Source organism: Aeromonas sp. R6-1 (genome assembly GCF_040908165.1).
GTDB lineage: Bacteria > Pseudomonadota > Gammaproteobacteria > Enterobacterales > Aeromonadaceae > Aeromonas > Aeromonas caviae.
Genome location: NZ_JBFODF010000003.1, coordinates 128,966 through 152,883, shown reverse-complemented (window position 1 = coordinate 152,883; position 23,918 = coordinate 128,966). Strand labels below are relative to the sequence as shown.

The window sequence follows — 23,918 nt, the reverse complement described above, 5'->3', positions numbered from 1 at the left end:
CGGCTCACTCTGACTGGTCGGCTAAGATAGCACAGGCAATGGGTGGCGACAGAGGCTGACATGGGGGAGTTGTGGTCGGGCTCGCGGGATTCTTTGCTATGTTTTCTCTCAATAGCCATCAGGGAGAGACAAATGAGCATCAAGGAGTGGCCGGAAGAGGAGCGCCCGAGGGAAAAGCTGCTGCGCCGAGGGGCGGCGACGCTCTCCGATGCCGAACTGCTGGCCATCTTCCTGCGCACCGGGGTCAGCGGGTTGAGTGCGGTGGATCTCTCTCGCCAGTTGTTGCAGCAGTTTGGTTCCCTGCGGGCACTGCTGGGAGCCGAGCAGCAGGATTTTTGTGGCGCTCACGGGCTGGGACCTGCCAAGTATGCCCAGTTGCAGGCGGTGCTGGAGATGGGGCGGCGCCATCTGGCCGAACAGTTGCAACGGGGAGAGGCGCTCACCTCGCCCGGGCTAACCCGGGACTTTCTGCAAGCCCAGTTGCGGGATCGGGGGCGGGAGGTGTTCGCCCTGCTGCTGCTCGACAACCAGCACAGGGTCATCCGGTTTGTCGAACTTTTTTACGGCACCCTCGACTCGGCGAGCGTCTGGCCCAGAGAAATCGTGCAGATCGCGCTCAAACATAATGCAGCCGCCGTGATTCTGGCGCATAATCACCCGTCCGGCGTGGCCGAGCCCAGTCGGGCGGACCGCCAGATCACGGATCGGATCCTGGCCGCCCTGGCCCTGGTCGATATCAGAGTGCTTGATCACCTGGTGATCGGTGATGGCATCACGGTTTCTTTCGCAGAGCGTGGTTGGTTGTGACTGGGCTCTGGCACTGTATTAGTTGATCTTTGATCACGGATGCTGTATAAAATGCCGCCTTCTGTTTGCCCCGCAATCGAAGGCCAGCGGGGCAGATATTTGCTCGAGCAATGAAGTAAGATTTGGAGAGACTGACATGTCTAGAGTATGCCAAGTAACCGGCAAGCGCCCGGCAGTTGGTAACAACCGTTCGCACGCTAACAACGCTACCAAGCGTCGTTTCCTGCCGAACCTGCACACTCACCGTTTCTGGGTTGAGAGTGAAAAACGCTTCGTGAGCCTGCGCGTATCCGCAAAAGGCATGCGTATCATCGACAAGCGCGGCGTTGAAGTGGTTCTGGCTGAACTGCGTGCCAGCGGCGTTAAGGTATAAGGAATTAGATCATGGCTAAAGGTATTCGCGATAAGATTCGCCTGAACTCCAGCGCCGGTACTGGTCACTTCTATACCACTACCAAGAACAAGCGCACCATGCCCGAAAAAATGGAGATCAAGAAATTTGATCCCGTGATTCGTCAGCATGTGATCTACAAAGAAGGCAAAATCAAGTAATTACTTGGTTTCGCTGCAAAAACCCGGCCTCGTGCCGGGTTTTTTTATGGCTGGAATTCAGTACACTGCCGATTCGAAGGGAGGCTAGCCATGTTCAAACTGAGCCGCAAAGGCTGGAACAACGTGATCATCGTGGTCGTGTTGATCGTCATTACCCTGTTGCACCGGCTGGAGCAGGCCCAGCAGGAGAACAGTGCCAAACGCGCGCGTCCGCTGTTGCCGGAGAGTGCCGTGGTGTTGACCTGGCAGGGGCCGAGCTGGCAGATAGAGCGTATCGGCCAGGGCTGGCGCAGCGCGCCGGATCTGGGGCTCGGCAGCGCCCAGCTGGCGGCCCGCATCGAGGCGTGGCAAGGCTGGCTGCTGCCCCCCGGCGAGCCCGTGCGCGGCACCCCGGTGACCCTCAAGATCTGGATCGCCGGACAGAGCGATCCGGTGGAAGTCGGGCTCTATCAGGACGACGGCAAGTTTGCCGCCCTGCTGCCCTCCTCGACCTGGCTCAGCCTGAGTCAGGCGCAATACCGTGACCTGATGCGTCCCATGCCCTGAACGAGAGATCGCCCATGCCTGAATTACCGGAAGTCGAAGTCAGCCGCCAGGGCATCTCCCCCTGGCTTACCGGCATCAAGGTGACCCGCGTGGTGGTGCGGGACGGCCGCCTGCGCTGGCCCGTGCCCGGCGAGATCCAGGAGCTGGTGGATCTCGTCATCCACCGCGTCAGCCGCCGCGCCAAATACCTGTTGCTGGAGACCGACTTCGGCACCGCCATCCTCCATCTCGGGATGTCCGGCAGCCTGCGGGTGCTGGACATCGGCACCCCGGCCGAGAAGCACGATCACGTGGATATCGAGCTGGCCAACGGCAAGCTGCTGCGGCTCAACGATCCGCGCCGTTTTGGCGCCCTGCTGTGGACCCGCGAACCGGCCGAGGCCCATGCCCTGCTCGCCAAGCTGGGGCCGGAACCCCTCACCGATGCCTTCCATGCCGATTACCTGCGGGAGCGGGCGAAGGGGCGCAGCACCGCCATCAAGCAGTTCCTGATGGACAACCACGTGGTGGTCGGGGTGGGCAACATCTACGCCAACGAGGCGCTCTATGCCGCCGGCATTCATCCCAGGCGGGCGGCAGGCAACATCAGCGCCGAGCGGCTGGGCACCCTGGTGAGCGAGATCAAGCGGGTGTTGGCCGAGGCCATTCGCCAGGGGGGCACCACCCTCAAGGATTTCACCAGCGCCGACGGCAAGCCGGGCTATTTCGTCCAGCAGCTGCAGGTTTACGGCCGTGGCGGCCAGCCCTGTTTCCACTGCCACACCCTGCTCACCGAGGTGAAGATGGGCCAGCGAACCACGGTGTTCTGCTCCCACTGCCAACGCTGAAAGCGGGATTTTTGAGCCGGAACCGGCCAAGTTGTAAGAGAGTATTTCCGGTCTGTTGAAGCGGCGTCAGCCCATGACTACTATCTCGCCAGTTCAGGCTGCGAGGTAATAAAATGACAGCTAAATCAATAGACTGGGAACATTTATCCCGGCAGGGGCACTATTGTGCCCACGATATGGCCCGCTTCCTCTATCCCGAAGACAGCGCCCGCAAGACCTTCAATCGCGGCAAGTTTTTGCTGCGCAGTCTGCTCTACCGTGCGCAGTTGAACCGGGTGTTCGAGCTGTTCCAGAGCGCCCCCCTGCGGGCGCTTCCCGCCCGCCACCCCGAGCTGCTCGACAAGCCGATGCGCCCCTATCGCTTCGCCTGCTCGACGGTGAACCAGCGGGTCAAGATGGTGGAGGATCACTACCGCCTGCTGCTGGGCCTGTACCCCGAGCTCATCGACCCGCTCTATCTGGGGGAGGGGATAGTGCTGGGCCATTATCCCGATGGCGGCTGGCGCATCGTGCTGCGTCACGACGGCACCTTCCGCAGGGAGGCGGAGCTGGCGCTCTCCATCGTCAACGCGCGGGGGAAGCGACTCTACAGCTGTGCCTTCTCCCTGGCGGGCAACGAACAGGAGCTGGCCCTGGTGATCGGGTCGGTGCAGGGGCCAGAGCCCTGTGTCGAGCAGCCCCAGGAGCAGGTGCGGGCATTGACCCGGGCGGGTCAGGGTCTGAGACCCAAGTCGCTGGTGGTGATGCTGGTGATGGCGCTGGCCGGGGCCATGGGGGCCCACCGGGTCTGTGCGGTGCGCATGAAGGCCCACATCTTCCAGGCAAGAAGGTACAGCAAGAAGAAGAAAGCCTGCCTCCAGGCGGACTACGACGAGCTGTGGCAGGAGTTTGGCGCCCTCGATCAGGACGCCAACTTCGTGCGGCTGCAACCCGTGGTGCGCAAGCCGCTGGAGGAGATCGCCTCCAAGAAGCGGGCCATGTACCGGCGCCGTTACGAGTGGCTCGATCAGTTGGAGCGGGCGATCCGCCAGCAGTTTGCCCGCAGCTAGGCGTGCAGTGCGTTGATGCAACAAGGGCTACCCGCGGGTAGCCCTTGTTCGTTTCTGCCCATCAGGGGAGGGATTAGCGCTGCTGCTTGGTGGCGATGGCCTGGGCCACCAGGGGGTCGACGAACTGGTGGATGTCACCTCCGTGCAGCGCCACCTCCTTCACCAGGGTGGAGGAGATGAAGGAGTTCTCCTCCGCCGGGGTAAGGAAGACGCTCTCCAGGGTGGGCATCAGGCGACGGTTCATGTTGGCGAGCTGGAACTCGTATTCGAAGTCGGAGACGGCGCGCAGGCCGCGGATCAGCACGTTGGCCTGCTGCTCCCTGGCAAAATCCACCAGCAGGCCGGAGAAGCCCACCACCTTGACGTTGGGCAGGTGAGCCGTCACCTGCCGGGCCAGCTGAACGCGCTCCTCGAGATCGAACAGCGGCCGTTTGCTCGGGCTGTTGGCCACCCCGACCACCACCTCGTCGAACAGTCTGGCGGCGCGGCCAATGAGATCGGTATGGCCGTTGGTGATGGGGTCGAAGGTGCCGGGATAGATTACCTTGTTGGTCATGCTGCTGATTCCTGAAACCGGAAAACTGGTCGCATTATAGGGGCTGTTGCCGGTTTGTCGCGACCGGGATGGCGCGGATTTCTGGCGCTGATCGGCGGTCGGGGTCGCACAAATCGGAGCCCCGTGGCGTCTTCGCTTGAGAATCGCCCTGCATCAGGCAAGAATACCCCCATCGCGCATCAAGCCTCCTTCGCTGGTGACAGGGAGCATAGGGATTTTTTATGAAACGTATTCTGGTAGTCCGCAATGACAAGATTGGTGACTTCATGCTGGCGTGGCCGAGCTTTGCCATGCTCAAGCGCTCCATGGAGTGTCATGTGACTGCCCTGGTTCCCGCCTACACGGCGCCCTTGGCCCGCCTCTGCCCCTGGATCGACGAGATCATCCTGGATCCGGGCGCCCGGGCCGACAAGGAGCAGCAACGCGCCCTGCTGGCGCGCATCAAGGCGGCCGCCTTCGATGCCTCCATCTGCCTCTTCTCCAACACCCGCAATGCCAAGCTGGTGTGGAAGGCGCACATTCCCTACCGGCTGGCACCAGCCACCAAGCTGGCCCAGGTGCTCTACAACCAGCGCCTGGTGCAGCGCCGCTCCCGCTCCCAGAAGCCGGAGTACGAATACAACCTGGATCTGGTGCGCCGCTTCCTCGCCGATCAGCATCAGACCGTGGTAGAGCCACAGGGCCCCTACCTCGACTTCGACCCCGAGAGCCTGCTGCAGGTGCGCGAGCAGGTCGCCGCCCGTCTCAGGCTCGACGCCAGCCGCCCCTGGCTGATGGTGCATGCGGGCAGCGGTGGCTCGGCCAACAACCTCTCCATCGAGCAGTACTCGCGCCTCATCATCAAGCTCAACCAGGCCTGTCCCGAGTTGCAGTGCGTGTTGACGGCAGGGCCGGGGGAGGAGGGGAAGGCGGAGCAGTTGGCGGCCGAACTGCTGGCCCATGGGGGCAACGGCTGGATCTATCGCTCCGACGAGGGGTTGCCGAAGTTCTGCCTGGTGATGGCCAACGCCGCCCTGTTCGTGGCGGGCAGCACGGGGCCCCTGCACATCGCCGCGGCCATGGACGTGCCGACCGTCGGTTTCTTCCCGGCACACCGTTCGGCGACGCCGCTGCGCTGGCGGCCGCTCAATGGCGAGGGGCGCCATCTGCCCTTCAGCCCGCCGGAAGACAGCGACCACCCGGAGGACATGAGCCAGCTCGATCCCAAGGCCATGGCGGCAGAGATCGCCCGCTGGGCGCCGCCCTTCTGGCGCGCCGAGCGCTGAGAGCGCACACAGAACATACAGACAGGGCCCCGCGGGGCCCTGTCTTGTATGGGGATGAGCCCTGCTGGTAGACCGGCCTACCGGGCGTGGTCCCCGACAGCCCCCTTGACGGGCCTGCCCGGGCCCCGAGCAGGGGAAACCTGTCGGTATAAGCCGGAGTCGGGTCATGTTGCCAATATCCATGCATTCGGCTTATAGCGGCCAGTTTTCGTCCGTGGCGCCCGGGTTTGCGCCGTGAGCGGCCCCGCGAGGGCTGCGCTCGCTCCATGGCAATAGGGTTTGCCCCTTGTCCCGCTGGAACAAGGGGTGAGTGATTAATGCGATGTTTGAGGCGCGATGCCCTATTTCGGCTGCTGGGGCTGCTGGCGAACCCAGAGATCGGCGTATTTGACGAAGGTGGAGTGGGCGGAGAGGATGGCCAGCAGCAGGCCCTGCTTGCCGTCGAGGAAACCGGCCTTAAGCAGGTACATCTTGAGGAAGCAGCCGACGGCGTGGACCAGCCCCTGGCCGAGGGATCCCTTCTTGCCGCGGGCGGTGCGCTGATCGGCCCATGCGCGGGCGTAGCCGGCGGATTTGACCAGGTAGTGTTCCAGATCCCGGTAGGTGTAGTGGAGGAGGTCGCCCTGCAGGTTGACGATCTTCATGTTGGCGCGCACCTCCACCTTCTCGTGTACCAGCGCCTCGTTGTAGCCGGTCAGCGCCTTGGGGTAGAGGCGCAGCACCCGATCCGGGTACCAGCCGCTGTGGCGGATGAAGCGGCCGAACACCCAGGAGAGGCGCGGGATGGAGTAGATGGTGTCGCTGGCCGGGTTGGCCATGACCTCCTGGATGGCTTCCCTGAGTTCCGGGGTGAGCCGCTCGTCCGCGTCCAGCCACAGCACCCATTCCGACTGGACATGGGACTGGGCGAGGCGGCGCTGACGGCCGAAACCGGGCCAGGTGGTGTTGACGAAGAAGCGGGCGCCAAATTCGGCGGCGATGGCCGGGGTGTCATCCTGACTGCCGGAGTCGAGAATGACGATTTCATCCGCCAGGCCTTCGAGGGAGGCGAGGCAGGCACGGAGGTTGTCGGCTTCGTTCTTGACGATCAGGACGGCCGCCAGGGTCGGTTTTTTCACAGGCAAGGGACTCTTGTTGGTGCCCGGCGGGCGGGTCATGCTCGGATTGGCGCCCATTCTAGCCTAAAACCCCGCGCGGGGCATGACCCGAGGGCCCGGTGGGCCCGCTTTTGAATGAGGGGAAAGGGGGATCTTTGCTACCCGGCAGTCGGTGGCCCAGGGCACGCCGTGTCCGGGTCGAAGAGGGCCTCAGGAGGGATGCGCGGGGGAGCAGATCCTGCCAGGTAGGCGTTTTGCGGGAGCAGACGGGTATCTTCTGTTATTTCTTCGGCCTTTCTTGGGGCATAATCTCGCCCAGTAATGATCAACAGCCGGGCCAGTCCCGAGAGAAGACGCGCGATGAAGATATTGGTGATCGGCCCCTCCTGGGTCGGCGACATGGTGATGTCCCAGAGCCTCTACAAGGCGCTCAAGAGCAACCACCCGGGCAGCGAGCTCCATGTGATGGCGCCGGCCTGGTGCGTTGCGCTGCTGGAGCGCATGCCCGAGGTGGACAAGGCCATCCCCATGCCGCTTGGCCACGGTGACTTCAAGCTGGGGGCACGCCGCCGCCTTGGCAAGCAGCTGGCCACGGAGCAGTACGATCAGGCCATCATCCAGCCCAACTCCATGAAGTCGGCCCTCATCCCCTGGTTTGCCAGGATCCCGGTGCGCACCGGCTGGAAGGGGGAGCACCGCTTCGGTCTGCTCAACGACATGCGCAGCAACAAGCAGGCCTTCCCGCTGATGGTGGAAGGCTATGTGGCTCTGGCCTACCCCAAGGGGCAGATGAAGAGTCGGGACGACATTCCCGCTATTCCCCATCCCTCCCTGCACGTGGATCTCATCAACCAGGGCAAGGCGCTGGAGCGGCTCGGCCTGAATCGTGCCCGCCCTGTGCTGGTACTCTGTCCGGGGGCCGAGTTCGGCCCGGCCAAACGCTGGCCGGAAGGGCACTACGCCGTGGTGGCGCAAAAGCACCTCGACGAGGGATGGCAGGTATGGATCTTCGGCTCGGGCAAGGACGTGGACGTGGCCAACACCATCCGCGATCGGATCAACCCCCTGTCGCGCCCCAACTGCCACGTGCTGGCGGGCAAGACCAGCCTGCACGAGGCGATCGACCTGATGGCGCTGGCCGGTCGGGTCATCGCCAACGACTCGGGCCTGATGCACGTGGCGGCCGCCCTCAACCGGCCGCTGATCGGCGTCTACGGTTCCACCTCGCCCCTCTATACCCCACCGTTGGCGGACAGGGTCGAGATCGTCCACACCGACATCGAGTGCCGCCCCTGCTTCAAGCGCACCTGCAAGTTCGGCCACCTCAAGTGCCTGATCGAACTGATGCCGGAACAGGTCATCGAGGCGGGAAATCGGCTGGAGCGTGGGGAAACGGCAGATCTGACCATAGTGCGGCAGCCGGTGGAATCCTCCGCTGCTGTACCAGGTAATAGCTAGCATGATCTACCGGTTGCTCTACAACCTGCTGATCCACTTGGGGTTGCCCCTGGCGCTGCTGGCGCTCTACAAGCCCAAAAAAGGCAAGCCCGGCTTCGGGGCACGCTGGGCCGAGCATCTGGGACGATTGCCGCCGACCGGACAGGAGGCTCCCCTCTGGATCCATGCGGTGAGCGTGGGGGAGACCCTGGCCATCACCCCCTTCATCCGCGCCCTCAAGGCCGAGCGCCCCGAGCTGCCCATCCTGCTCACCACCACCACCCGCACCGGCGCTGAACAGGCGGCTAAGCTCGGGGATCTGGTGGTGCACCGCTATGCGCCTCTCGACTATCCCTGGGCCATCTCGGCGTTTCTGAGCACCGTCAAGCCCCGTGCCCTCTGGGTGATGGAGACCGAACTGTGGCCGAACTGGCTGGCGGCCTGCGAGGCACGGCACCTGCCAGTGACCATCCTTAATGCCCGCCTCTCGGAGCGATCCTGTCAGCGCTATGGTCGCCTCCAGGGGGCCTTCGATGCCTTGAGCCGCCCATTGACCCACCTGCTGTGCCAGCATCAGGACGATGCGGATCGCTTCCATCGGCTGGGCATAGCGCGCAACCGGCTGGCGGTGACCGGATCCATCAAGTTCGACATCCAGTTTGGCGACGAGGTGCAGGCCAGGGGCCGTGCCCTGCGCCAGCAACTGGGGGAGGCACGACCTGTCTGGATCGCCGCCAGTACCCACCAGGGGGAAGACGAGCAGGTGCTGGCCGCCTTCGATCGGGTGCTCAAGGCCCATCCCTCCGCCCTGCTGATCCTGGTGCCGCGCCATCCCGAGCGTTTCGATCGGGTGGCCGAGCTGTGCGCCCCCTACGGTTGCGTGCGGCGTACGGCGGGCAGAGCGGTCGGCGAGAGGGACAAGATCTACCTGGGTGACACCATGGGCGAGCTGCCGCTGATGCTGGCGGCGGCGGATCTCGCCTTTGTCGGTGGCAGCCTGGTGCCCGTGGGCGGTCACAACCTGCTGGAACCGGCGGCGCTGGGCAAACCCTGCTTGACTGGCCCCGTCTATTTCAACTTCAGCGACATCACCCGCCAGCTGGTGGCCCAGGGGGGCGCCGCCGTGGTGGCGGATACAGAGGCGCTCGGCGACAAGGTGAACGCCTTGCTCGCCGATGTGGGCGCCCGCCGCGAGATGGGGGAGCAGGCCCGCGCCGTGGTGCTGCGCAATCAGGGGGCGCTGGCGCGCACCCTCTCCCATTGCCTCGCCAGCCTGGAAAGTGACGACTGAGGCGGGGCGGCGTGGTGGCCGCCCCGCCAGCATGTTTGCCAAACCCCGGGAGACAATCCGCGTCCCTTTCCTTTATGCTCTTCCCTTTGCCCCTGACCCTGTGATGCTCCGATGAACCGCGCTCCCCTGCTGTTGATGATACTGGTCACCCTGCTGGCCGCCGCTGGCTGGCTCTTCTCGAAAGAGGCGATTCGTGAACTGCCCACCGCCGCCTTTATCGGCAGCCGCTTCCTGCTGGCCGCCCTGCTGCTGTTGCCGCTCGCCTGGTTGCGCGAGCCGCCCCCCAGTGGCTCACAACTGCTGCGCGCCGCCGGGTGCGGCACCTTGCTCGGGGCCAGCCTGCTGTTCTGGGTTACCGCCATCAGCCAGAGCGATGCCCTCGGCAGCGGCGCCTTCATCATGAGCGTGGCCACCCTGATGGCGCCGCTCGCCGCCTGGGCCGCCTTCAAGGCCAGACCCGGCCGCCACTACTGGCTCACCCTGCCCGTCGCCGTGGCTGGCCTGCTGCTGCTCTCCAGCAGCACCCACTGGGGTGTGTCGCTCTCCCTGTTCTGGTTTCTGGCGGCGGCCGCAACCCTGGGGGTCCAGCTCGCGGTGCACCGCCACTTCGCCCAGTCCATCCCTCCTACCTGGCTCACCTGCATCCAGTTGGCGGTGACCGGACTGCTCGGCACCCTGCTCTCCCTGCTGACCGAGCAGTGGCCCGCCAGCATCGGCACTGGTATCTGGGGCTGGTTTGCGGCCAGCGTCCTGATCGCCACCACATTGCGTTACTGGCTGCTCACCCACGCCCTGAGCCGGATGACCACGGCCCACGCCGCCCTGCTGATGCTGCTCGAACCGGTCTGGACTCTTATCCTGAGCACCCTCTTCTATGACGAACCCCTGGGCCCCGCCAAGCTGGCCGGCGCCGGCCTGGTGCTGGGCGCCCTGGTGCTCTACCAGCTTCCCCTGCTGCTGCGCAGCCGAAGGCTGAAGTCACCGGTCTAGCCTGCGCGGGTGGGGGATGCATAGAAAAGAAGGAGAGGGTCTGCATGGCAGACCCTCTTTGCGTGATGGTACATGTCGGGCTCCCTTTGCTTGGGGCTGCCATCAGTCAGGCGGCTGAGCGCTGCGGGAAACGAGCATAAAAAAGCCCCCGGGTGGCGGGGGCTGGTGCATCGATGAGGGGGATCACTCGATGTTTTGGATCTGCTCGCGCATCTGCTCGATGAGCACTTTCAACTCGACGGCGGACTGGGTCACCTCGGCGTTGATCGACTTGGAGCCCAGCGTGTTCGACTCGCGGTTGAACTCTTGCATCATGAAGTCGAGACGACGGCCGCAGGCGCCGCCCTTCTTCATGATCTTGTTGGTCTCGCTGATGTGCATCTCCAGGCGATCCAGCTCTTCGGCCACGTCGATCTTCTGGGCCAGCAGCACGATCTCCTGCTCGATGCGGGCCGGGTCCAGCTCCACCTTGGCTTCGGCCAGCCGGTCGGTGAGCTTCTGGCGCTGCCACTCGATGATCTGCGGCAGGTGCTCGCGCACCTTCTTCACTTCTACCTGGATGCCGGCCAGACGCTGTTCGATCAGCGCCTTGAGGTTGGCCCCTTCGCTGGCGCGGGAGGCGAGGAAGTCTTCCATGGTCAGGTCGAAGCCGGCCATCAGCTCGGTGGCGACCACGTCCATGTCCTGCTCGGCGGCAGCCATGACGCCCGGCCAGCGCAGCACGTCCACCGGGTTGAGCTGACCCTGGCCCGCCTCTTTCATCACCCAGTTGGCGCTCTCGATGATGAGTTTGGCCAGCTCTTCATTGATGTGGAGCTGGCTGGCAGCGGCCTGGGCGGCCTCGAAGCGCAGGTTGCACTCCACCTTGCCGCGCTGCAGCTTGGCGCGGAAGCGCTCACGCAGAACCGGCTCCAGGCTGCGCAGTTGTTCCGGCAGGCGAATGTAGGTCTCCAGATAGCGCTGGTTGACCGAACGAATTTCCCAAACGGCTGTGCCCCAGTCGCCCTTGAGTTCCTTGCGGGCGTAGGCGGTCATGCTGTGAATCATTGATTGTTCCGGGCTTGATGAAGTGTGCGGCCAGTATACTCAGCCAGGCCTGCTCCGTCAGCCGACGAGGTGGTTTTAGCGGCTGATATTTGAGTAGCGATCGCTTATACTCCTGCGCCAATTCAGCCAGCCCAGAGGTCAGTCCCATGTCCCGTCCCAGCGATCGCAGCGCCGCCCAGGTGCGTCCGGTAACCATCACCCGCCACTTCACCAAGCATGCTGAAGGGTCCGTGCTGGTGGAATTCGGCCACACCCGCGTGCTCTGCACCGCCAGCGTCGACACCAGCGTGCCGCGCTTCCTCAAAGGCAAGGGGCAGGGGTGGGTCACTGCCGAGTACGGCATGCTGCCGCGCTCCACCCACTCCCGGATGAACCGCGAAGCGGCCTCCGGCAAGCAGAGCGGCCGTACCCTGGAGATCTCCCGTCTGATCGCCCGCTCCCTGCGCGCGGCGGTGGACTTGAGTGCCCTGGGCGAGCACACCATTACCGTTGACTGCGACGTGTTGCAAGCCGACGGTGGTACCCGCACCGCCGCCATCACCGGGGCCTGCGTGGCGCTGGTGGATGCGCTGAACTGGATGGTGGAGAAGGGGCTGCTCAAACAGAGTCCGCTCAAGCAGATGATCGCGGCCGTCTCCGTCGGTATGTTCGAAGGGGAGGCCATCTGCGATCTGGAGTACATCGAAGACTCCGCCGCTGAGACCGACATGAACGTGGTGATGACCGAAGATGGTCGCATCATCGAGGTGCAGGGCACCGCGGAGGCCGAACCCTTCACCCACGAGGAGCTGCTGGAGATGCTGGCGCTGGCCAAGGGCGGCATCGCCGACATCATAGCGCTGCAGAAGCAGGCGCTCTCCTGAATTTCTGATTTGAAAAACGCGGCATTGACCGCGTTTTTTTATACCCCCACACAAGACAACGACAAGCCAAGCAAGGAGCCAGAATGAAAGCCTACCAGCGTCAATTTATCGAGTTCGCCCTAGAGAAACAGGTCCTCAAATTCGGTGAATTTACCCTGAAATCCGGTCGTAAAAGCCCCTACTTCTTCAACGCCGGCCTGTTCAACAGCGGCCGCGATCTGGCCCGTCTCGGCCGCTTCTACGCCGCCGCCCTGATGGATGCCGGCATTGAGTTCGACGTGCTGTTTGGCCCGGCCTACAAGGGGATCCCCATCGCCTCCGCCACCGCGGTGCAGCTGGTGGAGCAGCACGACGTGGACGTGCCCTGGTGCTTCAACCGCAAGGAGGCCAAGGATCACGGCGAGGGTGGCAATCTGGTGGGCAGCCCGCTCAAGGGGCGCATCATGCTGGTGGACGATGTCATCACTGCCGGCACCGCCATCCGCGAATCCATGGATCTGATCCAGGCCAACGGTGCCTCCCTGGCTGGCGTGCTGATCGCGCTGGATCGTCAGGAGAAGGGCAAGGGCGAGCTCTCCGCCATTCAGGAAGTGGAGCGTGACTACGGCGCTCACATCATCGCCATCATCCAGATGAGCGACTTGATCCAGTATCTGGAAGAGAAGCAGGCCGAACAGCCGGAGCTGGCGGCGCAACTGGCCGCCATGAAGGCTTACCGCGCCCAGTACGGTATCTGAGTCGCCGCGTATACCGCGCAATAGTTGAAGGCGGCGCCCGTTTGTTCTCTGGCAGCAAACGGGCGCCGTTTTTTCATCTGCAAAAAGTGGATCATGTGGCTTGAGCTTACCCTTACAGTAAAGGTTAGGGTTTGCCAGTCGGCGTTTTGTGGTGCCGACGGGTTCCGGGGAGGAACAACATGAGCACTCATCTTCAATCACCCATTCATCTGCAGTTGCCGCTCAGCGGCATGAGCTGTGCCAACTGCGCCAGCCGCATCACCGCCGCCCTCAATCAACTCGACGGGGTGCAGGCCAGCGTCAACTTCGCGCTGGAGCAGGCGGCCATCGAGCTTGCCAGCAGCGATCGCCTGCCCGAGGTGCTCGACAGCATCAAGGCCCAGGGCTATGGCTTCGGCCATGAGACGATCTCCTTCCAGATCAGCGGCATGACCTGCGCCGGTTGTTCGGCGCGGCTAAACAAGATGCTGGCGGCGCTGCCCGGCGTCATCTCCGCCGACGTCAACTTCTCCATCGAGCAGGCTCGTATCGTGCTGGTACCCGGGATGCAGACGCCCGCCGCCCTGCGCGAGCAGATCGAAGCCCTCGGCTTTGGCGCCCAACTGGCGCAAGGTTCCGCCAGCGGCCGCCGTCAGCAGTTGCTGGAGCGGGAAGCGCAGGAGGCCGCCACTGCCCATCAGGCGCAAACCCGGGTCATCGTCTCGGCCCTGCTGACCCTGCCGCTACTGGTGGGGATGCTGGCCATGGCCGGTCTGCTGCCCTGGCATCTGCCCGCCTGGCTGGAGCTGCTGCTCGCCACCCCGGTGCAGTTCTGGATCGGGGCCCGCTTCTATCGCGGCGCCTGGCTCGCCATCAAGAACCGCTCCGCCAACATGGATGTGCTGGTGGCGACCGGTACCAGCGCGGCCTACTTCTACAGTCTCTATCTGTTGTTGACGCTGGGGATGGCTGCCAGCGGCAAGCTCTATTTCGAGGCGAGCGCCATCATCATTACCCTGATCTCCCTCGGCAAGTTGCTGGAAGCGCGGGCCAGACGCAGCACCCAGTCCGCCATTCGCGAACTGATGGCGCTGCGGCCGGAAACCGCCACCGTCTGGCGCGGCGAGCGCTGGCAGATCGTCGCCATCGACGAGGTGCTGCGCGGCGACAGGCTGCAGGTGCTGGTGGGGGAGCGGGTGCCGGTGGACGGCAGAATCGCGAGCGGCGAGAGCGAGCTGGACGAGTCGATCCTCACCGGCGAGAGCCTGCCGGTGCCGCGCGGCGAGGGCGACAAGGTGCTGGGCGGCGCCATCAACCGCTCCGGCGTGCTGGAAATTGAAGCCACTACGGTGGGGGAGGACTCCAGCCTCAGCAAGATCATCGCACTGGTGGAGAACGCCCAGATGGGCAAGGCGCCGCTGCAACAGCTGGTGGACAAGGTCTCCGCCGTGTTCGTGCCGGTGGTGATGGCCATCGCCCTGTTCACCCTGCTGGTGTGGTACGCCATCAGCAACGACTTCGGTCAGGCGCTGCTGGCGGCGGTGGCCGTGCTGGTGATCGCCTGTCCCTGTGCGCTGGGGCTGGCAACGCCGGCGGCCATCGTCACCGGTACCGGGGTGGCGGCGCGCCACGGCATTCTGATCAAGGATGTCGATACCCTACAGAAGGCCCACGCCATCAAGGCGTTGATCTTCGACAAGACCGGCACCCTGACCCAGGGCCGGCCGGTACTGGCGAGCTGGAGCGGCAACGACGAGCAGCTGCGTCTGGCCGCCGCCCTGCAGCAGGCGAGCGAACACCCGCTGGCGCTGGCCATGCGCGAGGCGGTCGGCAAAGAGGCGATGCTGCCCCAGCCGGAAGTTGTCGAGGTGCGGGTCGGTGCCGGCATTGTCGGACAGGTGGCGGGCCACAGGGTCGCCATCGGCAATCGTTCTCTGCTGGCCCAGCTCGGCATTGAGCTGCCACAACAGGATGAACAAGCCGCTGACGGTGCGACCCGGGTCTGGGTGGCCATCGACGGCGTGGTGGCCGGCATTGCGGCGCTGGCTGATACCCTGCGCCCCGAGAGCCCGGAAGCCATCGCCACCCTGCGCCAGCGCGGCATCGCCAGCTGGCTGGTGAGCGGCGATGCGCCGGCGCCGGTGGCCCATATCGCCGCCAAGCTGGGGCTGGACGGGGCCTTCGACTCCGTACTGCCGGCCGGCAAGGTGGAGAAGGTCGCGGCGCTGCGGGCACAAACCCGCGGGCTGGTGGCCATGGTGGGGGACGGGGTGAACGACGCCCCGGCGCTGGCGGCGGCGGATGTCGGCATCGCCATGGGCTCCGGCTCCGATGTGGCGATGGAGACCGCTTCCATCACCCTGATGCGATCCGACCCGCGGTTGGTGGCCGATGCCATCGATATCTCGGCGGCGACCTGGCGCACCATCCAGCAGAACCTGTTCTGGGCCTTCGTGTTCAATATCATCGGCATTCCGCTGGCGGCGCTGGGTTACCTCAGCCCCGAGCTGGCGGGGGCGGCCATGGCCCTGAGCAGCATCACCGTCTTGAGCAATTCCCTGTTATTGAAGCGCTGGCAGCCCCGGGCGGGCAGCCTGCGTGCATCTGAATCCCAAAGGAGTCATTCATGAACATCAGCAAGGTCGCCAAGGCCACCGGCCTGACCGCCAAGACCATCCGCTACTACGAGAGCATCGGCCTCATCTCGTCGCCAGTGCGCAGCGACAACGGGTATCGCAGTTATACGGATGCCTCCCTGCGGGAGCTGCGCTTCGTCAAGCGGGCGCGGGAGACCGGCTTCAATCTGGAGGAGTGTCAGGAGCTGCTGGCGCTCTATCGGGACGAGCACAGAACCAGTGCCCAGGTGAAGAAGCTGGCCCAGGAGAAAATCGTCGATCTGCGCTCCCGCATCGCCGGTTTGCAAGCCATGCTCAGCGCCCTCGAGGAGGTGGTGAGCTGCTGTCACGGAGATGCGAATCCCCAGTGCCCCATCCTCGACGAGCTGGAGAAAGGGTGAGGGAGGGTTGCGCCATTCGGCCCTGTAGAAAAGGGTCTGTCGGGGCCTGTACGGGAGAGGACGCGCTGAGTGGCAGCTTAATAGCGGTCGATTGATTGTTGAGCAGGAAAGGGGAGTGTTAAACTGTGCGGCTCTTGTACAGGGAGTACCCAGTTGACACAGAGTGTGAAATATCAGGTGCGGCGGGCCATCATGGTCCAGCTCTATACCCACGCCTCCTTCAGCCTGCCTTGCCTGGGGCTGCTGGCGATCAGCTGGAGCCTGCTGTTCCACGATTACCTGCCGGCCAGCGAGTCGCTGGGCTGGCTCGGTCTGGTCCTGCTGCTGTTGCTGGGGCGCTGGTGGCATTTGCGCTGGCGCCAGCCCAGGCTAGCGGAGCTTCCGCTGCCGGTGCTCGAGCGCGAACTCTTTGTCGGGGTGACCATCACCTCCATCGTCTGGGCACTGGGCGTGCTGCTCTATATGGACAAGCTGCCCGACACCTATCGTGCCGCCATGATGATGCTCTCCAGCCTGATCCTGACCGGCAGCGCCATCATGCTGTTCGGCAGCCGTCGTACCCTCTATGGGGCCGTGCTGCCCCTCGGGTTTGCCATGTTGTTCGAGCTCAGTGGCGGCAACACCCAGGAGCGTATCGTCTCCTGCATGCTGGCGGGGTATCTGTTCGTCTTTCTGCCGACCCTGCTGCGGCGCCTGCGGCGGGATCAGGTGGCCTCTCTCTACCACAGTTTTTCCAATGCGGATCTGGTGGCCGAGCTGAAGGCGGTCTCCGAGCACCTCAAGCTCACGTCCCGCCTCGACGGTCTGACCGGCATCGCCAACCGGGCCCATCTCGACGACTCCCTGGCGCGCGCCTGGCGTCGCTGCCACCGTGCCAGGGCGCCTCTTTCTCTGGTGCTGGTGGATGTGGACTACTTCAAGCAGTTCAATGATCACTATGGTCATCAGGTGGGGGACCAGTGCCTACAACAGGTGGCGAGCCTGCTGGCCGAAGTGCTGCGGCGGGAAGACGATCTCGCTGCCCGTTACGGCGGAGAGGAGTTCGCCCTGCTGCTGCCCTGCACCACCTTGCAGGGGGCCATGCAGATCGCCGAGCAGGTGCGTACCTCGTTGCGAGCCCTCGGCATTCCCCACCACAAATCCCGGGTTTCGGGGCGGGTCAGTTGCAGCTTCGGGGTGGCGACCCTGGTGCCGGATCAGCATCACTCCATTGCCGAGCTTATCCAGAAAGCGGATGCGGCGCTCTATCAGGCCAAGCATAATGGCCGGGATCGTATCGAAGTAGCCTTGATGGGTAAGGTTGCCTGAGTTTCACAAGACAGATTAAAGAGGTCGTCTATGCAATGTCATCGTATCGAAGAGCTGCTGGAACTGCTGCAGCCTGCCTGGATCAAGGAGCAGGATCTCAGCCTGGTGCAGTTTGTTGCCAAACTGGCCAAGGAGGCGGGATTTGACGGTCCCCTGTCCGCACTGACCGACGACATGCTGATCTACCACCTCAAGATGCGGGAATCCGACAAGCAGGCGATGATCCCGGGGCTGGCCAAGGATCACGTGCCCGACTTCAAGGAGGCCCTGCTCAAGGCACGCGGCATCAAGTAATCCGGCCGTCACATCGCCATCAGAGAAAGGTTTCAAGAGAATCTGTGAAAAGGCGCATAGTCAACTGGCTATGGGCCTTTTTTGTTGCCTGAAATTGCGACGGGACTCGAACTATAGATACATTTAACCCACACAATTAGCAGGTTGTTTAAGATATAATCGCTTTCATAACAATATGAGTGGAGCGATGTGTTGCAATGGCCGACAAGGACAAGATCGACATCAAGGATGTGACCGGTGACGTCACCGGGACCTTCAATCCCAACACCTTCAAGGCGGGAGATGACAGGTTCAACCCCGGCAACCGCATCTATGTCCGCTCCCAGACCGGCTACTGGCAGCGGGTGCGCAAGGCCATGGGCTGGTTCTTCGTCGCGCTCTTTGTCCTCCTGCCCTGGCTGCGTTATGACGGCCGTCAGGCGGTGCTGTTCGATCTGGAGCACCAGCAGTTCCACATCTTCGGTGCCACCATCTGGCCGCAGGATCTCACCCTGCTGGCCTGGGTCTTCATGATCGCGGCCTTCGCCCTCTTCTTCGTGACCACCTTCCTGGGCCGGGTCTGGTGCGGCTACCTCTGTCCCCAGACGGTGTGGACCTTCCTGTTCATCTGGTTCGAGGAGAAGCTGGAAGGGGCCGCCAACAAGCGTCGCAAGCTGGATGCGGCACCCTGGAGCGGCGAGAAGCTGGCCCGGAAGGGCGCCAAGCACCTGGCCTGGATCCTGCTGTCGCTGGGCACGGGGCTGACCTTTGTCGCCTACTTCCAGGATGTCTTCCACCTGGTGCCCGATTTCTTCACCCTGCAGGCGGGAGGCTGGGTCATCTTCTGGGTGCTGTTCTTTGCCGCCTGCACCTATGGCAACGCCGGCTGGATGCGCGCCATCATGTGTATCCACATGTGCCCCTATGCCCGATTCCAGTCCGCCATGTTCGACAAGGACACCTACATCGTCGGCTATGACAGCCAGCGTGGCGAGACCCGCGGCGCCCGTGGTCGCAAGGCCGATCCCAAGGCTCTGGGGCTGGGGGACTGCATCGACTGCGACCTCTGCGTGCAGGTCTGCCCGACCGGCATCGACATCCGTGACGGTCTGCAGTACGAGTGCATCAACTGCGGCGCCTGTGTCGACGCCTGCGATCAGACCATGGAGCGGATGGGGTATCCGAAGGGGCTCATCAGTTACACCACCGAGCACAAGCTGGCCCACAGTGAAACCCAGGTAGCGCGGCCCAAGCTGATTGGCTATGGCCTGGTGATGGTCGTCATGCTGGGGGTCTTCGTCTATAACGCCATGTCCATCATGCCCATGGGGCTCGATATCCTGCGGGATCGCAACCAGCTGTTCCGGGAAAACAGTGAAGGGCTCATCGAGAACACCTATACCCTGAAGATCCTCAACAAGACCCTGAACTCCCAGACCTACCGGCTGGACGTGGAAGGGCTGCCGGAGTACCAGTGGTTCGGACCCCGCGAGGTGACACTGAAGGCGGGCGAGATCTATACCCTGCCGGTGAGCCTGGCGGTGGATCCCTTCAACCTGAAGCGGCCCACTCTGGACGTCCAGTTCGTGCTCAAGCGGGAAGGCGCGGCGCCGGATGACAGCAAGGGGACCTTGCGCCAACCGAGCAAGTTTATCAGCAGGTTGTGACGGCAAGGCGCACCGCCATGCACGGCAACGGCAGACAGTGGTGATAGAATGGGGCGCAACAGCGCCCCTTTTCTATGGTGGATGACATGCGTTTCAACTATTCCGACCTCAATCCCGATCTCATCATGGATGCCATCGATCTCAGCGGCTTGCGCATCGACTCCGGCCTTATCGAGCTCAACAGTTACGAGAACCGCGTCTATCAGTTCCAGGATGAGGATCGCCGTCGCTACGTGGTGAAGTTCTACCGCCCCGGTCGCTGGAGCCGGGCCCAGATCCTGGAAGAGCACGCGTTTGCCGCTCGCCTCTGTGAAGCTGAGATCCCGGTCGCCGCTCCCATTGCCTTTGCCGGCGAGACCCTGCTGGAGCATCAGGGCTACCCGTTTGCCATCTGGCAGAGCGTTGGGGGGCGTCAGTTCGAGGTGGACAACCTGGACCAGCTGGAGTGGGTGGGGCGTTACCTCGGTCGCATCCACAGCGTCGGTGCCAGCCATGCCTTTCATCACCGGGTTCCGCTGGATGTGGAGAGCATGCTGCACGAGCCGCGTCAGTTGCTGGCGGCAGGCGAGTGGTTGCCGAGCGGGCTGGCCAAGTCCTTCTTCGGGGTGCTGGATGAGCTGATCCGGCACGTATGCGACGCCATGACCCTGGATGTGGCGCGCATCTCCCTGCATGGGGACTGCCACCCGGGCAACATCCTGTGGCGTGACGGCCCCCTGTTTGTCGATCTCGACGATTGCCGCACCGGCCCTGCCATCCAGGATCTCTGGATGATGCTGAACGGGGAGCGTCATGAGCAGCAGATCCAGCTCGATACCCTGCTGGCGGGGTATGAGGAGTTCATGGAGTTCGACCCGCGGGAGCTGGCGCTCATCGAGCCGCTGCGCGCCATGCGCATCGTCCACTACATGGCCTGGCTGGCAAGACGCTGGGAAGATCCCGCCTTCCCCCGCCACTTCTCCTGGTTCAACACCGAACACTACTGGCGCCAGCAGATTGCGACCCTGCATGATCAGCTCGAGGCATTGAAGGCCCCGCCGCTCAGCCTGATGCCGCAGTGGTAGGGGCGCGAACCCGGCAGATCGCCACGCCACGGGGCGTCCGTTGGTGGTGTCGCCCGCACCATTGCCACAGCGGCAAGGTGCCCGTGGGAGGCGGGATGGCGGTCCCGCCTGTCTGCCTTTGCCATTGACGGCACGAGGGTGAGGCAATAGGCTTGGACTGCTTCGGTTCGCCGGGCGTGCCTCACAGTGATCCCTTAACAGGAAACGTCATGAAAAAAGTACTATTTTTCCTCGCTGCCATGCTGATGATCCCCATGGTTCACGCCGCCCCGCAATTCAAGGAAGGTGTCAACTATGACGTGGTCAGCCAGACCGGCAGCGCCCAGCCGGAAGTGATGGAGTTCTTCTCCTATTTCTGCCCGCACTGCGCCAAGTTCGAGCCGATTGCCGAGGATCTGAAGAAGAGCCTGCCGGAAGGCGTGCCGATGAAGAAGAACCCGGTGGCCTTCCTGGGCCGTGAAATGGGCCCCGAGATGCAGCGTGCCTACGCCGTCGCCAATCTGCTGAACGTGGAAGGCAAGCTGACCCCGGCCATCTTCGACAAGATCCACACCCAGCGCCAGATCCCCCAGAGCCGTGCCGACGTGAAGCAGGTCTTCGTGGACAATGGCGTGCCGGCCGAGGAGTTCGACGGTGCCGTCGACAGCTTCGCCGTCTCCGGCATGGTCTCCCAGTTCGATCGCAACACCGAGAGCTACAATGTGCGCGGTGTGCCGGCCTTCCTGGTCAACGGCAAATACATGGTGAAGATTGAATCCATCACTTCCCAGGAGCAGTTCAACCAGCTGGTGAAATTCCTGCTGGCCAAGAAGGACTGATCATTCCTGAGTCGATACAAAAGCCCGCCGGTGCAAACCGGCGGGCTTTTTGTTTGGCATCTCGCGGGCCTGACTCAGACCCCGACGTGGAAGGCCTGCTTGAGGTTGCGAATGAAGTCCGCATCCCGGCAGAGGGTCTTGCCCGGGCTGTCGGAGATCTTGGCGACCGGGCCGCCGTTGCACTCCATCAGCTTGAACACGATGTTCATCGGGCTGACGCCGGGCAGATCGCAGGTGAGCTTGGTGCCGATGCCGAAGCTGGTGTTGATGCGGCCACGGAAGTGGCGCAGCAGCTCGACGGCCTTGTCGAGGTTGAGCCCGTCGGAGAAGACCAACGTCTTCTCGGCAGGGTCGATGCCGAGCCGCTGATAGTGGCTGATGGCCTTCTCGCCCCATACCACGGGATCGCCGGAGTCGTGGCGCAGCCCCTGGTAGCGGCTCGCCAGCTCGAAGTCGAAGTCACGCAGGAAGGCATCCATGGTGATGCAGTCGGTGAGCGCGATACCGAGGTGGTTGGTGAATTCGTCCAGCCAGCTGGTGAGGGCGGCGCGCTGGCTGAGCTCCAGCGGGAAGCCGAGCTGCTGGTGGGCCTGGAACCACTCGTGAGCCTGGGTACCCACCGCGGGCAACCGGTACTTCTGGGCCAGCAGGTAGTTGCTGGTGCCGCGAAACGCCGGCAGCCGCTCCTTGAGGCGACCCACCACGGCGTCTTGTACCGCGAGGGAGAAGCGGCGACGGGTGCCGAAGTCGATGAGGTTGAACTCGCTCATCTCCTCCCGGCTCAGTTCCCGCTCCAGCTTGTCGATCTTCTGATCGAGCCGCTCCAGTGCCTGGCTGACACCGAACTGGGGATAACGGAAGCGGTTACGCATCTCGCTGATGATGGCGAGCACCGGGATCTCCCACAGGATCACGTCCTGCCAGGGGCCTTCGACCCGCACATTGATGCGGCCATCCTGCTCGAACACCTTGAGCAGGGAGGCGTCCAGCGGCTTGCGGCGCAGGTGGTCCAGGTAGTCGGGCGTGAAGAAGGGGCGTTCGGCCAGAAAGTCGAGTTCGGACCGGGTCAGGCGCAGGGAGCCGGCGAGGCGCAGTTGTTCCTCGATCTGGCCCATCATGGGCAGCAGATCTTCTTCGTTGCGGCTGTGGAACTCGGCGACGACGTCGGCATCCGGATAGCGATGGAACACCGCCTGCTGCATGTGCAGCTTGTAGGCATCGGTGTCGAGCAGGCTGTGGAGGATGGGAGGCATATCAGGCTCCTGTGATGAGTGCTGCGCGGGCAACGCACTCTGGCTGCATCTGTGACGGGTGGGCGCCGGTGTCGGGTGGGCAGTGGAAAATGGAAGGCATATCAGGCATCCAGCAGGCGTTGAATGTCGGCCAGGGTCTGGGCCAGCTCGGCGCCGGCCTCGATCATCCGGGTGCGGGCCTGGTCGATTGTCTCGGGGGCGATGCCGCGGCAGGCGTCGAGGTGGACGATGACCCGGAAACCGGCGCGACGCAGTTGCAGCACGCTGGTCTTGACGCAGTAGTCGGTGGCGAGACCGCCGACCAGCACGGTAGTGACGCCGCGGGCGTGCAGAAACTCGATGAGCCCGGTGCTGCGCCGCTCTGCCAGGTCGTGATAGCAGGCGCCATAGGGATGCAGATCCGGCTCGACCCCCTTCCAGACGAAGAAGTCGTAGTCGATGGGGGAGGGCAGGCCGTCGAGCAGCTCGAACCCAGGTGTGCCGGGCACGCAGTGGGCCGGCCAGGTGAGATCGGCATTCGCCAGTGCAAGGGGCTGCAACATGGCGCCGGGTTCGGTCACCACCCAGGGGGCGTTCGCAGGGTGGGCATCCTTGCTGCCGACTCGCAGGGTGGCGAGGGCAGCCTGGGCATTGAGCGCCGCCACTATGGTATCCCCGCCAGCGACGGGCAGCTCGTTCGGGCAGAGGGGGGTGAATCCCTTCTGCGCATCAATATCCAGGCTGGCGATGATTCCCATGGATGGCTCCTTCACATAATATTCTTGTGATATTATCTACCAAACATTATTAGAAGGCGAGCAGGTCGACCAGGATGCCGAGAATGAGTCTGGATATGGTGGTGCTGCGGTTGCGCGAGGAGCGGCTCGAGCTGCTTCTCGAGACCCGGGATCGCCCCCCCTTTGCCCACTGCTGGCAGTTGCCGGCCCTGCGCATCGACGAGACCCGGGATCGGGATCTGGACGCGGCTCGCCATCGCCTGCTGGCAGAGTGGGGGCTGGAGCACTGCTACAGCGAGCAGGTCTGTACCCTCGGCAACCTGGAGCGGGATCCCCGCGGCTGGTCCACCACCCTCGTCTATCTCTGTCTGGCGGATCCCGATGGGGGGGTGGTGCGCGGTCGCTGGCATCCTCTGGACGATCTGCCCGGCCTGCAACTCGCCTTCGATCACGGCAAGCTGGTCGCCATGGGGCTGGAGCGGCTGCGCATCAAGAGCCGTTACAGCACCCTGCCGCTGCATCTGCTGGGGGCAGAATTCACCCTCTCCGAGGTTCAACGGGCGTTCGAGATCGTCCTGCAGACCCCCATGAACACGGCCGCATTTCGCAAGCGGCTCCACCGTGCCGACATCCTGGTGGACACAGGACGCAAGCGCACCGGCAAGCAACGTCCCGCCATCCTCTATCGGCTGGAGACCCCCTGCTGCGTCATGTTCGATCAGGTGATGCACGGTGCGGAAGCATAAGCCGATGTCTGCGA

At 63.7% G+C, this 23,918-nt stretch carries 25 protein-coding genes; 20 read left to right on the top strand and 5 right to left on the bottom strand.

Features of this window, described 5'->3' with window-relative positions; genetic code table 11:
• Positions 1-132 precede the first annotated feature (132 nt).
• From radC to AB5Y68_RS01010, 6 genes are all read left to right on the top strand, one after another.
• Positions 133-807 (top strand): DNA repair protein RadC, encoded by a 675-nt coding sequence (radC, locus tag AB5Y68_RS01035; RefSeq protein ID WP_039040991.1) that lies wholly within the window; start codon positions 133-135, stop codon positions 805-807.
• A 136-nt stretch (positions 808-943) separates the two neighbouring features.
• Complete coding sequence (gene rpmB, locus AB5Y68_RS01030) at positions 944-1,180, top strand: 50S ribosomal protein L28 (RefSeq protein WP_005307492.1); 237 nt, start codon at positions 944-946, stop codon at positions 1,178-1,180.
• Positions 1,181-1,191: 11 nt separating this feature from the next.
• The gene (rpmG, locus tag AB5Y68_RS01025; RefSeq protein ID WP_005323752.1) at positions 1,192-1,359 is read left to right on the top strand and encodes a 50S ribosomal protein L33; all 168 of its coding nucleotides are present in this window, start codon (positions 1,192-1,194) and stop codon (positions 1,357-1,359) included.
• Between the two features lie 90 nt (positions 1,360-1,449).
• Entirely contained in the window at positions 1,450-1,905 is a 456-nt protein-coding gene (locus AB5Y68_RS01020; protein ID WP_039040990.1) for a hypothetical protein, read from the top strand.
• Positions 1,906-1,919: 14 nt separating this feature from the next.
• The gene (gene mutM / locus AB5Y68_RS01015) at positions 1,920-2,732 is read left to right on the top strand and encodes a bifunctional DNA-formamidopyrimidine glycosylase/DNA-(apurinic or apyrimidinic site) lyase (RefSeq protein WP_010676112.1); all 813 of its coding nucleotides are present in this window, start codon (positions 1,920-1,922) and stop codon (positions 2,730-2,732) included.
• Positions 2,733-2,908: 176 nt separating this feature from the next.
• Positions 2,909-3,781, top strand: a complete 873-nt coding sequence (locus AB5Y68_RS01010; RefSeq protein ID WP_039040989.1) for a VirK/YbjX family protein — start codon at positions 2,909-2,911, stop codon at positions 3,779-3,781.
• Between the two features lie 73 nt (positions 3,782-3,854).
• On the opposite strand, the gene coaD is transcribed toward AB5Y68_RS01010, so the two are convergent.
• Positions 3,855-4,337: a pantetheine-phosphate adenylyltransferase gene (gene coaD / locus AB5Y68_RS01005; protein ID WP_039040988.1), complete on the bottom strand. Its 483-nt coding sequence runs from the start codon at positions 4,335-4,337 to the stop codon at positions 3,855-3,857.
• 221 nt (positions 4,338-4,558) lie between these two features.
• Between coaD and AB5Y68_RS01000 the strand changes: the two genes are divergently transcribed.
• Positions 4,559-5,602, top strand: a complete 1,044-nt coding sequence (locus AB5Y68_RS01000) for a glycosyltransferase family 9 protein (protein WP_039040987.1) — start codon at positions 4,559-4,561, stop codon at positions 5,600-5,602.
• Positions 5,603-5,943: 341 nt separating this feature from the next.
• On the opposite strand, the gene AB5Y68_RS00995 is transcribed toward AB5Y68_RS01000, so the two are convergent.
• Positions 5,944-6,720: a glycosyltransferase family 2 protein gene (locus AB5Y68_RS00995; protein WP_039040995.1), complete on the bottom strand. Its 777-nt coding sequence runs from the start codon at positions 6,718-6,720 to the stop codon at positions 5,944-5,946.
• Positions 6,721-7,059: 339 nt separating this feature from the next.
• On the opposite strand from AB5Y68_RS00995, the gene waaF reads away from it, so the two are divergent.
• The 3 genes from waaF to AB5Y68_RS00980 all read left to right on the top strand — a co-directional run bounded on the left by waaF (position 7,060) and on the right by AB5Y68_RS00980 (position 10,417).
• Positions 7,060-8,157: a lipopolysaccharide heptosyltransferase II gene (gene waaF / locus AB5Y68_RS00990; protein ID WP_039040986.1), complete on the top strand. Its 1,098-nt coding sequence runs from the start codon at positions 7,060-7,062 to the stop codon at positions 8,155-8,157.
• 1 nt (position 8,158) lies between these two features.
• Entirely contained in the window at positions 8,159-9,427 is a 1,269-nt protein-coding gene (gene waaA, locus AB5Y68_RS00985; RefSeq protein ID WP_368204320.1) for a lipid IV(A) 3-deoxy-D-manno-octulosonic acid transferase, read from the top strand.
• Between the two features lie 111 nt (positions 9,428-9,538).
• Entirely contained in the window at positions 9,539-10,417 is an 879-nt protein-coding gene (locus AB5Y68_RS00980; protein ID WP_049636086.1) for a DMT family transporter, read from the top strand.
• A gap of 183 nt (positions 10,418-10,600) precedes the next feature.
• Here the strand turns inward: AB5Y68_RS00980 and AB5Y68_RS00975 are convergent, their stop codons facing one another.
• Positions 10,601-11,464 (bottom strand): YicC/YloC family endoribonuclease, encoded by an 864-nt coding sequence (locus AB5Y68_RS00975; protein WP_010676104.1) that lies wholly within the window; start codon positions 11,462-11,464, stop codon positions 10,601-10,603.
• A gap of 146 nt (positions 11,465-11,610) precedes the next feature.
• On the opposite strand from AB5Y68_RS00975, the gene rph reads away from it, so the two are divergent.
• From rph to AB5Y68_RS00930, 9 genes are all read left to right on the top strand, one after another.
• On the top strand, positions 11,611-12,327 hold the full coding sequence (gene rph / locus AB5Y68_RS00970; RefSeq protein WP_039039692.1) for a ribonuclease PH: 717 nt from the start codon (positions 11,611-11,613) through the stop codon (positions 12,325-12,327).
• Positions 12,328-12,410: 83 nt separating this feature from the next.
• On the top strand, positions 12,411-13,064 hold the full coding sequence (gene pyrE / locus AB5Y68_RS00965; protein WP_010676102.1) for an orotate phosphoribosyltransferase: 654 nt from the start codon (positions 12,411-12,413) through the stop codon (positions 13,062-13,064).
• Positions 13,065-13,243: 179 nt separating this feature from the next.
• Entirely contained in the window at positions 13,244-15,673 is a 2,430-nt protein-coding gene (locus AB5Y68_RS00960; RefSeq protein ID WP_039039691.1) for a heavy metal translocating P-type ATPase, read from the top strand.
• Complete coding sequence (gene cueR, locus AB5Y68_RS00955; RefSeq protein WP_010676100.1) at positions 15,670-16,059, top strand: Cu(I)-responsive transcriptional regulator; 390 nt, start codon at positions 15,670-15,672, stop codon at positions 16,057-16,059. The genes AB5Y68_RS00960 and cueR overlap by 4 nt, the downstream gene beginning before the upstream one ends.
• A gap of 153 nt (positions 16,060-16,212) precedes the next feature.
• A complete protein-coding gene (locus AB5Y68_RS00950) occupies positions 16,213-17,367 on the top strand; it encodes a diguanylate cyclase (RefSeq protein WP_039039690.1) in 1,155 nt (384 codons plus the stop codon).
• A 30-nt stretch (positions 17,368-17,397) separates the two neighbouring features.
• A complete protein-coding gene (locus AB5Y68_RS00945; RefSeq protein ID WP_039039689.1) occupies positions 17,398-17,661 on the top strand; it encodes a YihD family protein in 264 nt (87 codons plus the stop codon).
• A gap of 197 nt (positions 17,662-17,858) precedes the next feature.
• Positions 17,859-19,307 carry a cytochrome c oxidase accessory protein CcoG gene (gene ccoG / locus AB5Y68_RS00940; protein WP_010676097.1) on the top strand — a complete coding sequence of 483 codons (1,449 nt, stop codon included), beginning with the start codon at positions 17,859-17,861 and terminating at the stop codon, positions 19,305-19,307.
• 74 nt (positions 19,308-19,381) lie between these two features.
• Complete coding sequence (locus AB5Y68_RS00935; RefSeq protein ID WP_039039688.1) at positions 19,382-20,371, top strand: serine/threonine protein kinase; 990 nt, start codon at positions 19,382-19,384, stop codon at positions 20,369-20,371.
• Positions 20,372-20,580: 209 nt separating this feature from the next.
• On the top strand, positions 20,581-21,189 hold the full coding sequence (locus AB5Y68_RS00930) for a thiol:disulfide interchange protein DsbA/DsbL (protein ID WP_010676095.1): 609 nt from the start codon (positions 20,581-20,583) through the stop codon (positions 21,187-21,189).
• A gap of 74 nt (positions 21,190-21,263) precedes the next feature.
• On the opposite strand, the gene pncB is transcribed toward AB5Y68_RS00930, so the two are convergent.
• Both pncB and AB5Y68_RS00920 read right to left on the bottom strand, forming a co-directional pair.
• On the bottom strand, positions 21,264-22,442 hold the full coding sequence (gene pncB, locus AB5Y68_RS00925; RefSeq protein ID WP_010676094.1) for a nicotinate phosphoribosyltransferase: 1,179 nt from the start codon (positions 22,440-22,442) through the stop codon (positions 21,264-21,266).
• 101 nt (positions 22,443-22,543) lie between these two features.
• Positions 22,544-23,179, bottom strand: a complete 636-nt coding sequence (locus tag AB5Y68_RS00920) for a nicotinamidase (RefSeq protein ID WP_039039687.1) — start codon at positions 23,177-23,179, stop codon at positions 22,544-22,546.
• A gap of 74 nt (positions 23,180-23,253) precedes the next feature.
• On the opposite strand from AB5Y68_RS00920, the gene AB5Y68_RS00915 reads away from it, so the two are divergent.
• On the top strand, positions 23,254-23,904 hold the full coding sequence (locus AB5Y68_RS00915) for a DNA mismatch repair protein MutT (protein WP_039039686.1): 651 nt from the start codon (positions 23,254-23,256) through the stop codon (positions 23,902-23,904).
• Positions 23,905-23,918 lie beyond the last annotated feature (14 nt).

Excerpts from the sequence above, each read along its gene's own strand:
- cueR (WP_010676100.1), top strand. The coding sequence starts at position 15,670 with ATGAACATCAGCAAGGTCGCCAAGGCCACCGGCCTGACCGCCAAGACC.
- pyrE (WP_010676102.1), top strand. The coding sequence starts at position 12,411 with ATGAAAGCCTACCAGCGTCAATTTATCGAGTTCGCCCTAGAGAAACAG.
- AB5Y68_RS00960 (WP_039039691.1), top strand. The coding sequence starts at position 13,244 with ATGAGCACTCATCTTCAATCACCCATTCATCTGCAGTTGCCGCTCAGC.
- AB5Y68_RS00945 (WP_039039689.1), top strand. The coding sequence starts at position 17,398 with ATGCAATGTCATCGTATCGAAGAGCTGCTGGAACTGCTGCAGCCTGCC.
- radC (WP_039040991.1), top strand. The coding sequence starts at position 133 with ATGAGCATCAAGGAGTGGCCGGAAGAGGAGCGCCCGAGGGAAAAGCTG.
- waaF (WP_039040986.1), top strand. The coding sequence starts at position 7,060 with ATGAAGATATTGGTGATCGGCCCCTCCTGGGTCGGCGACATGGTGATG.
- AB5Y68_RS01000 (WP_039040987.1), top strand. The coding sequence starts at position 4,559 with ATGAAACGTATTCTGGTAGTCCGCAATGACAAGATTGGTGACTTCATG.
- AB5Y68_RS00915 (WP_039039686.1), top strand. The coding sequence starts at position 23,254 with ATGCCGAGAATGAGTCTGGATATGGTGGTGCTGCGGTTGCGCGAGGAG.
- pncB (WP_010676094.1), bottom strand. The coding sequence starts at position 22,442 with ATGCCTCCCATCCTCCACAGCCTGCTCGACACCGATGCCTACAAGCTG.
- ccoG (WP_010676097.1), top strand. The coding sequence starts at position 17,859 with ATGGCCGACAAGGACAAGATCGACATCAAGGATGTGACCGGTGACGTC.
- mutM (WP_010676112.1), top strand. The coding sequence starts at position 1,920 with ATGCCTGAATTACCGGAAGTCGAAGTCAGCCGCCAGGGCATCTCCCCC.
- coaD (WP_039040988.1), bottom strand. The coding sequence starts at position 4,337 with ATGACCAACAAGGTAATCTATCCCGGCACCTTCGACCCCATCACCAAC.
- waaA (WP_368204320.1), top strand. The coding sequence starts at position 8,159 with ATGATCTACCGGTTGCTCTACAACCTGCTGATCCACTTGGGGTTGCCC.
- AB5Y68_RS00935 (WP_039039688.1), top strand. The coding sequence starts at position 19,382 with ATGGTGGATGACATGCGTTTCAACTATTCCGACCTCAATCCCGATCTC.
- AB5Y68_RS00980 (WP_049636086.1), top strand. The coding sequence starts at position 9,539 with ATGAACCGCGCTCCCCTGCTGTTGATGATACTGGTCACCCTGCTGGCC.
- rpmG (WP_005323752.1), top strand. The coding sequence starts at position 1,192 with ATGGCTAAAGGTATTCGCGATAAGATTCGCCTGAACTCCAGCGCCGGT.
- AB5Y68_RS01010 (WP_039040989.1), top strand. The coding sequence starts at position 2,909 with ATGGCCCGCTTCCTCTATCCCGAAGACAGCGCCCGCAAGACCTTCAAT.
- AB5Y68_RS00975 (WP_010676104.1), bottom strand. The coding sequence starts at position 11,464 with ATGATTCACAGCATGACCGCCTACGCCCGCAAGGAACTCAAGGGCGAC.
- rpmB (WP_005307492.1), top strand. The coding sequence starts at position 944 with ATGTCTAGAGTATGCCAAGTAACCGGCAAGCGCCCGGCAGTTGGTAAC.
- AB5Y68_RS00930 (WP_010676095.1), top strand. The coding sequence starts at position 20,581 with ATGAAAAAAGTACTATTTTTCCTCGCTGCCATGCTGATGATCCCCATG.
- AB5Y68_RS01020 (WP_039040990.1), top strand. The coding sequence starts at position 1,450 with ATGTTCAAACTGAGCCGCAAAGGCTGGAACAACGTGATCATCGTGGTC.
- AB5Y68_RS00920 (WP_039039687.1), bottom strand. The coding sequence starts at position 23,179 with ATGGGAATCATCGCCAGCCTGGATATTGATGCGCAGAAGGGATTCACC.
- rph (WP_039039692.1), top strand. The coding sequence starts at position 11,611 with ATGTCCCGTCCCAGCGATCGCAGCGCCGCCCAGGTGCGTCCGGTAACC.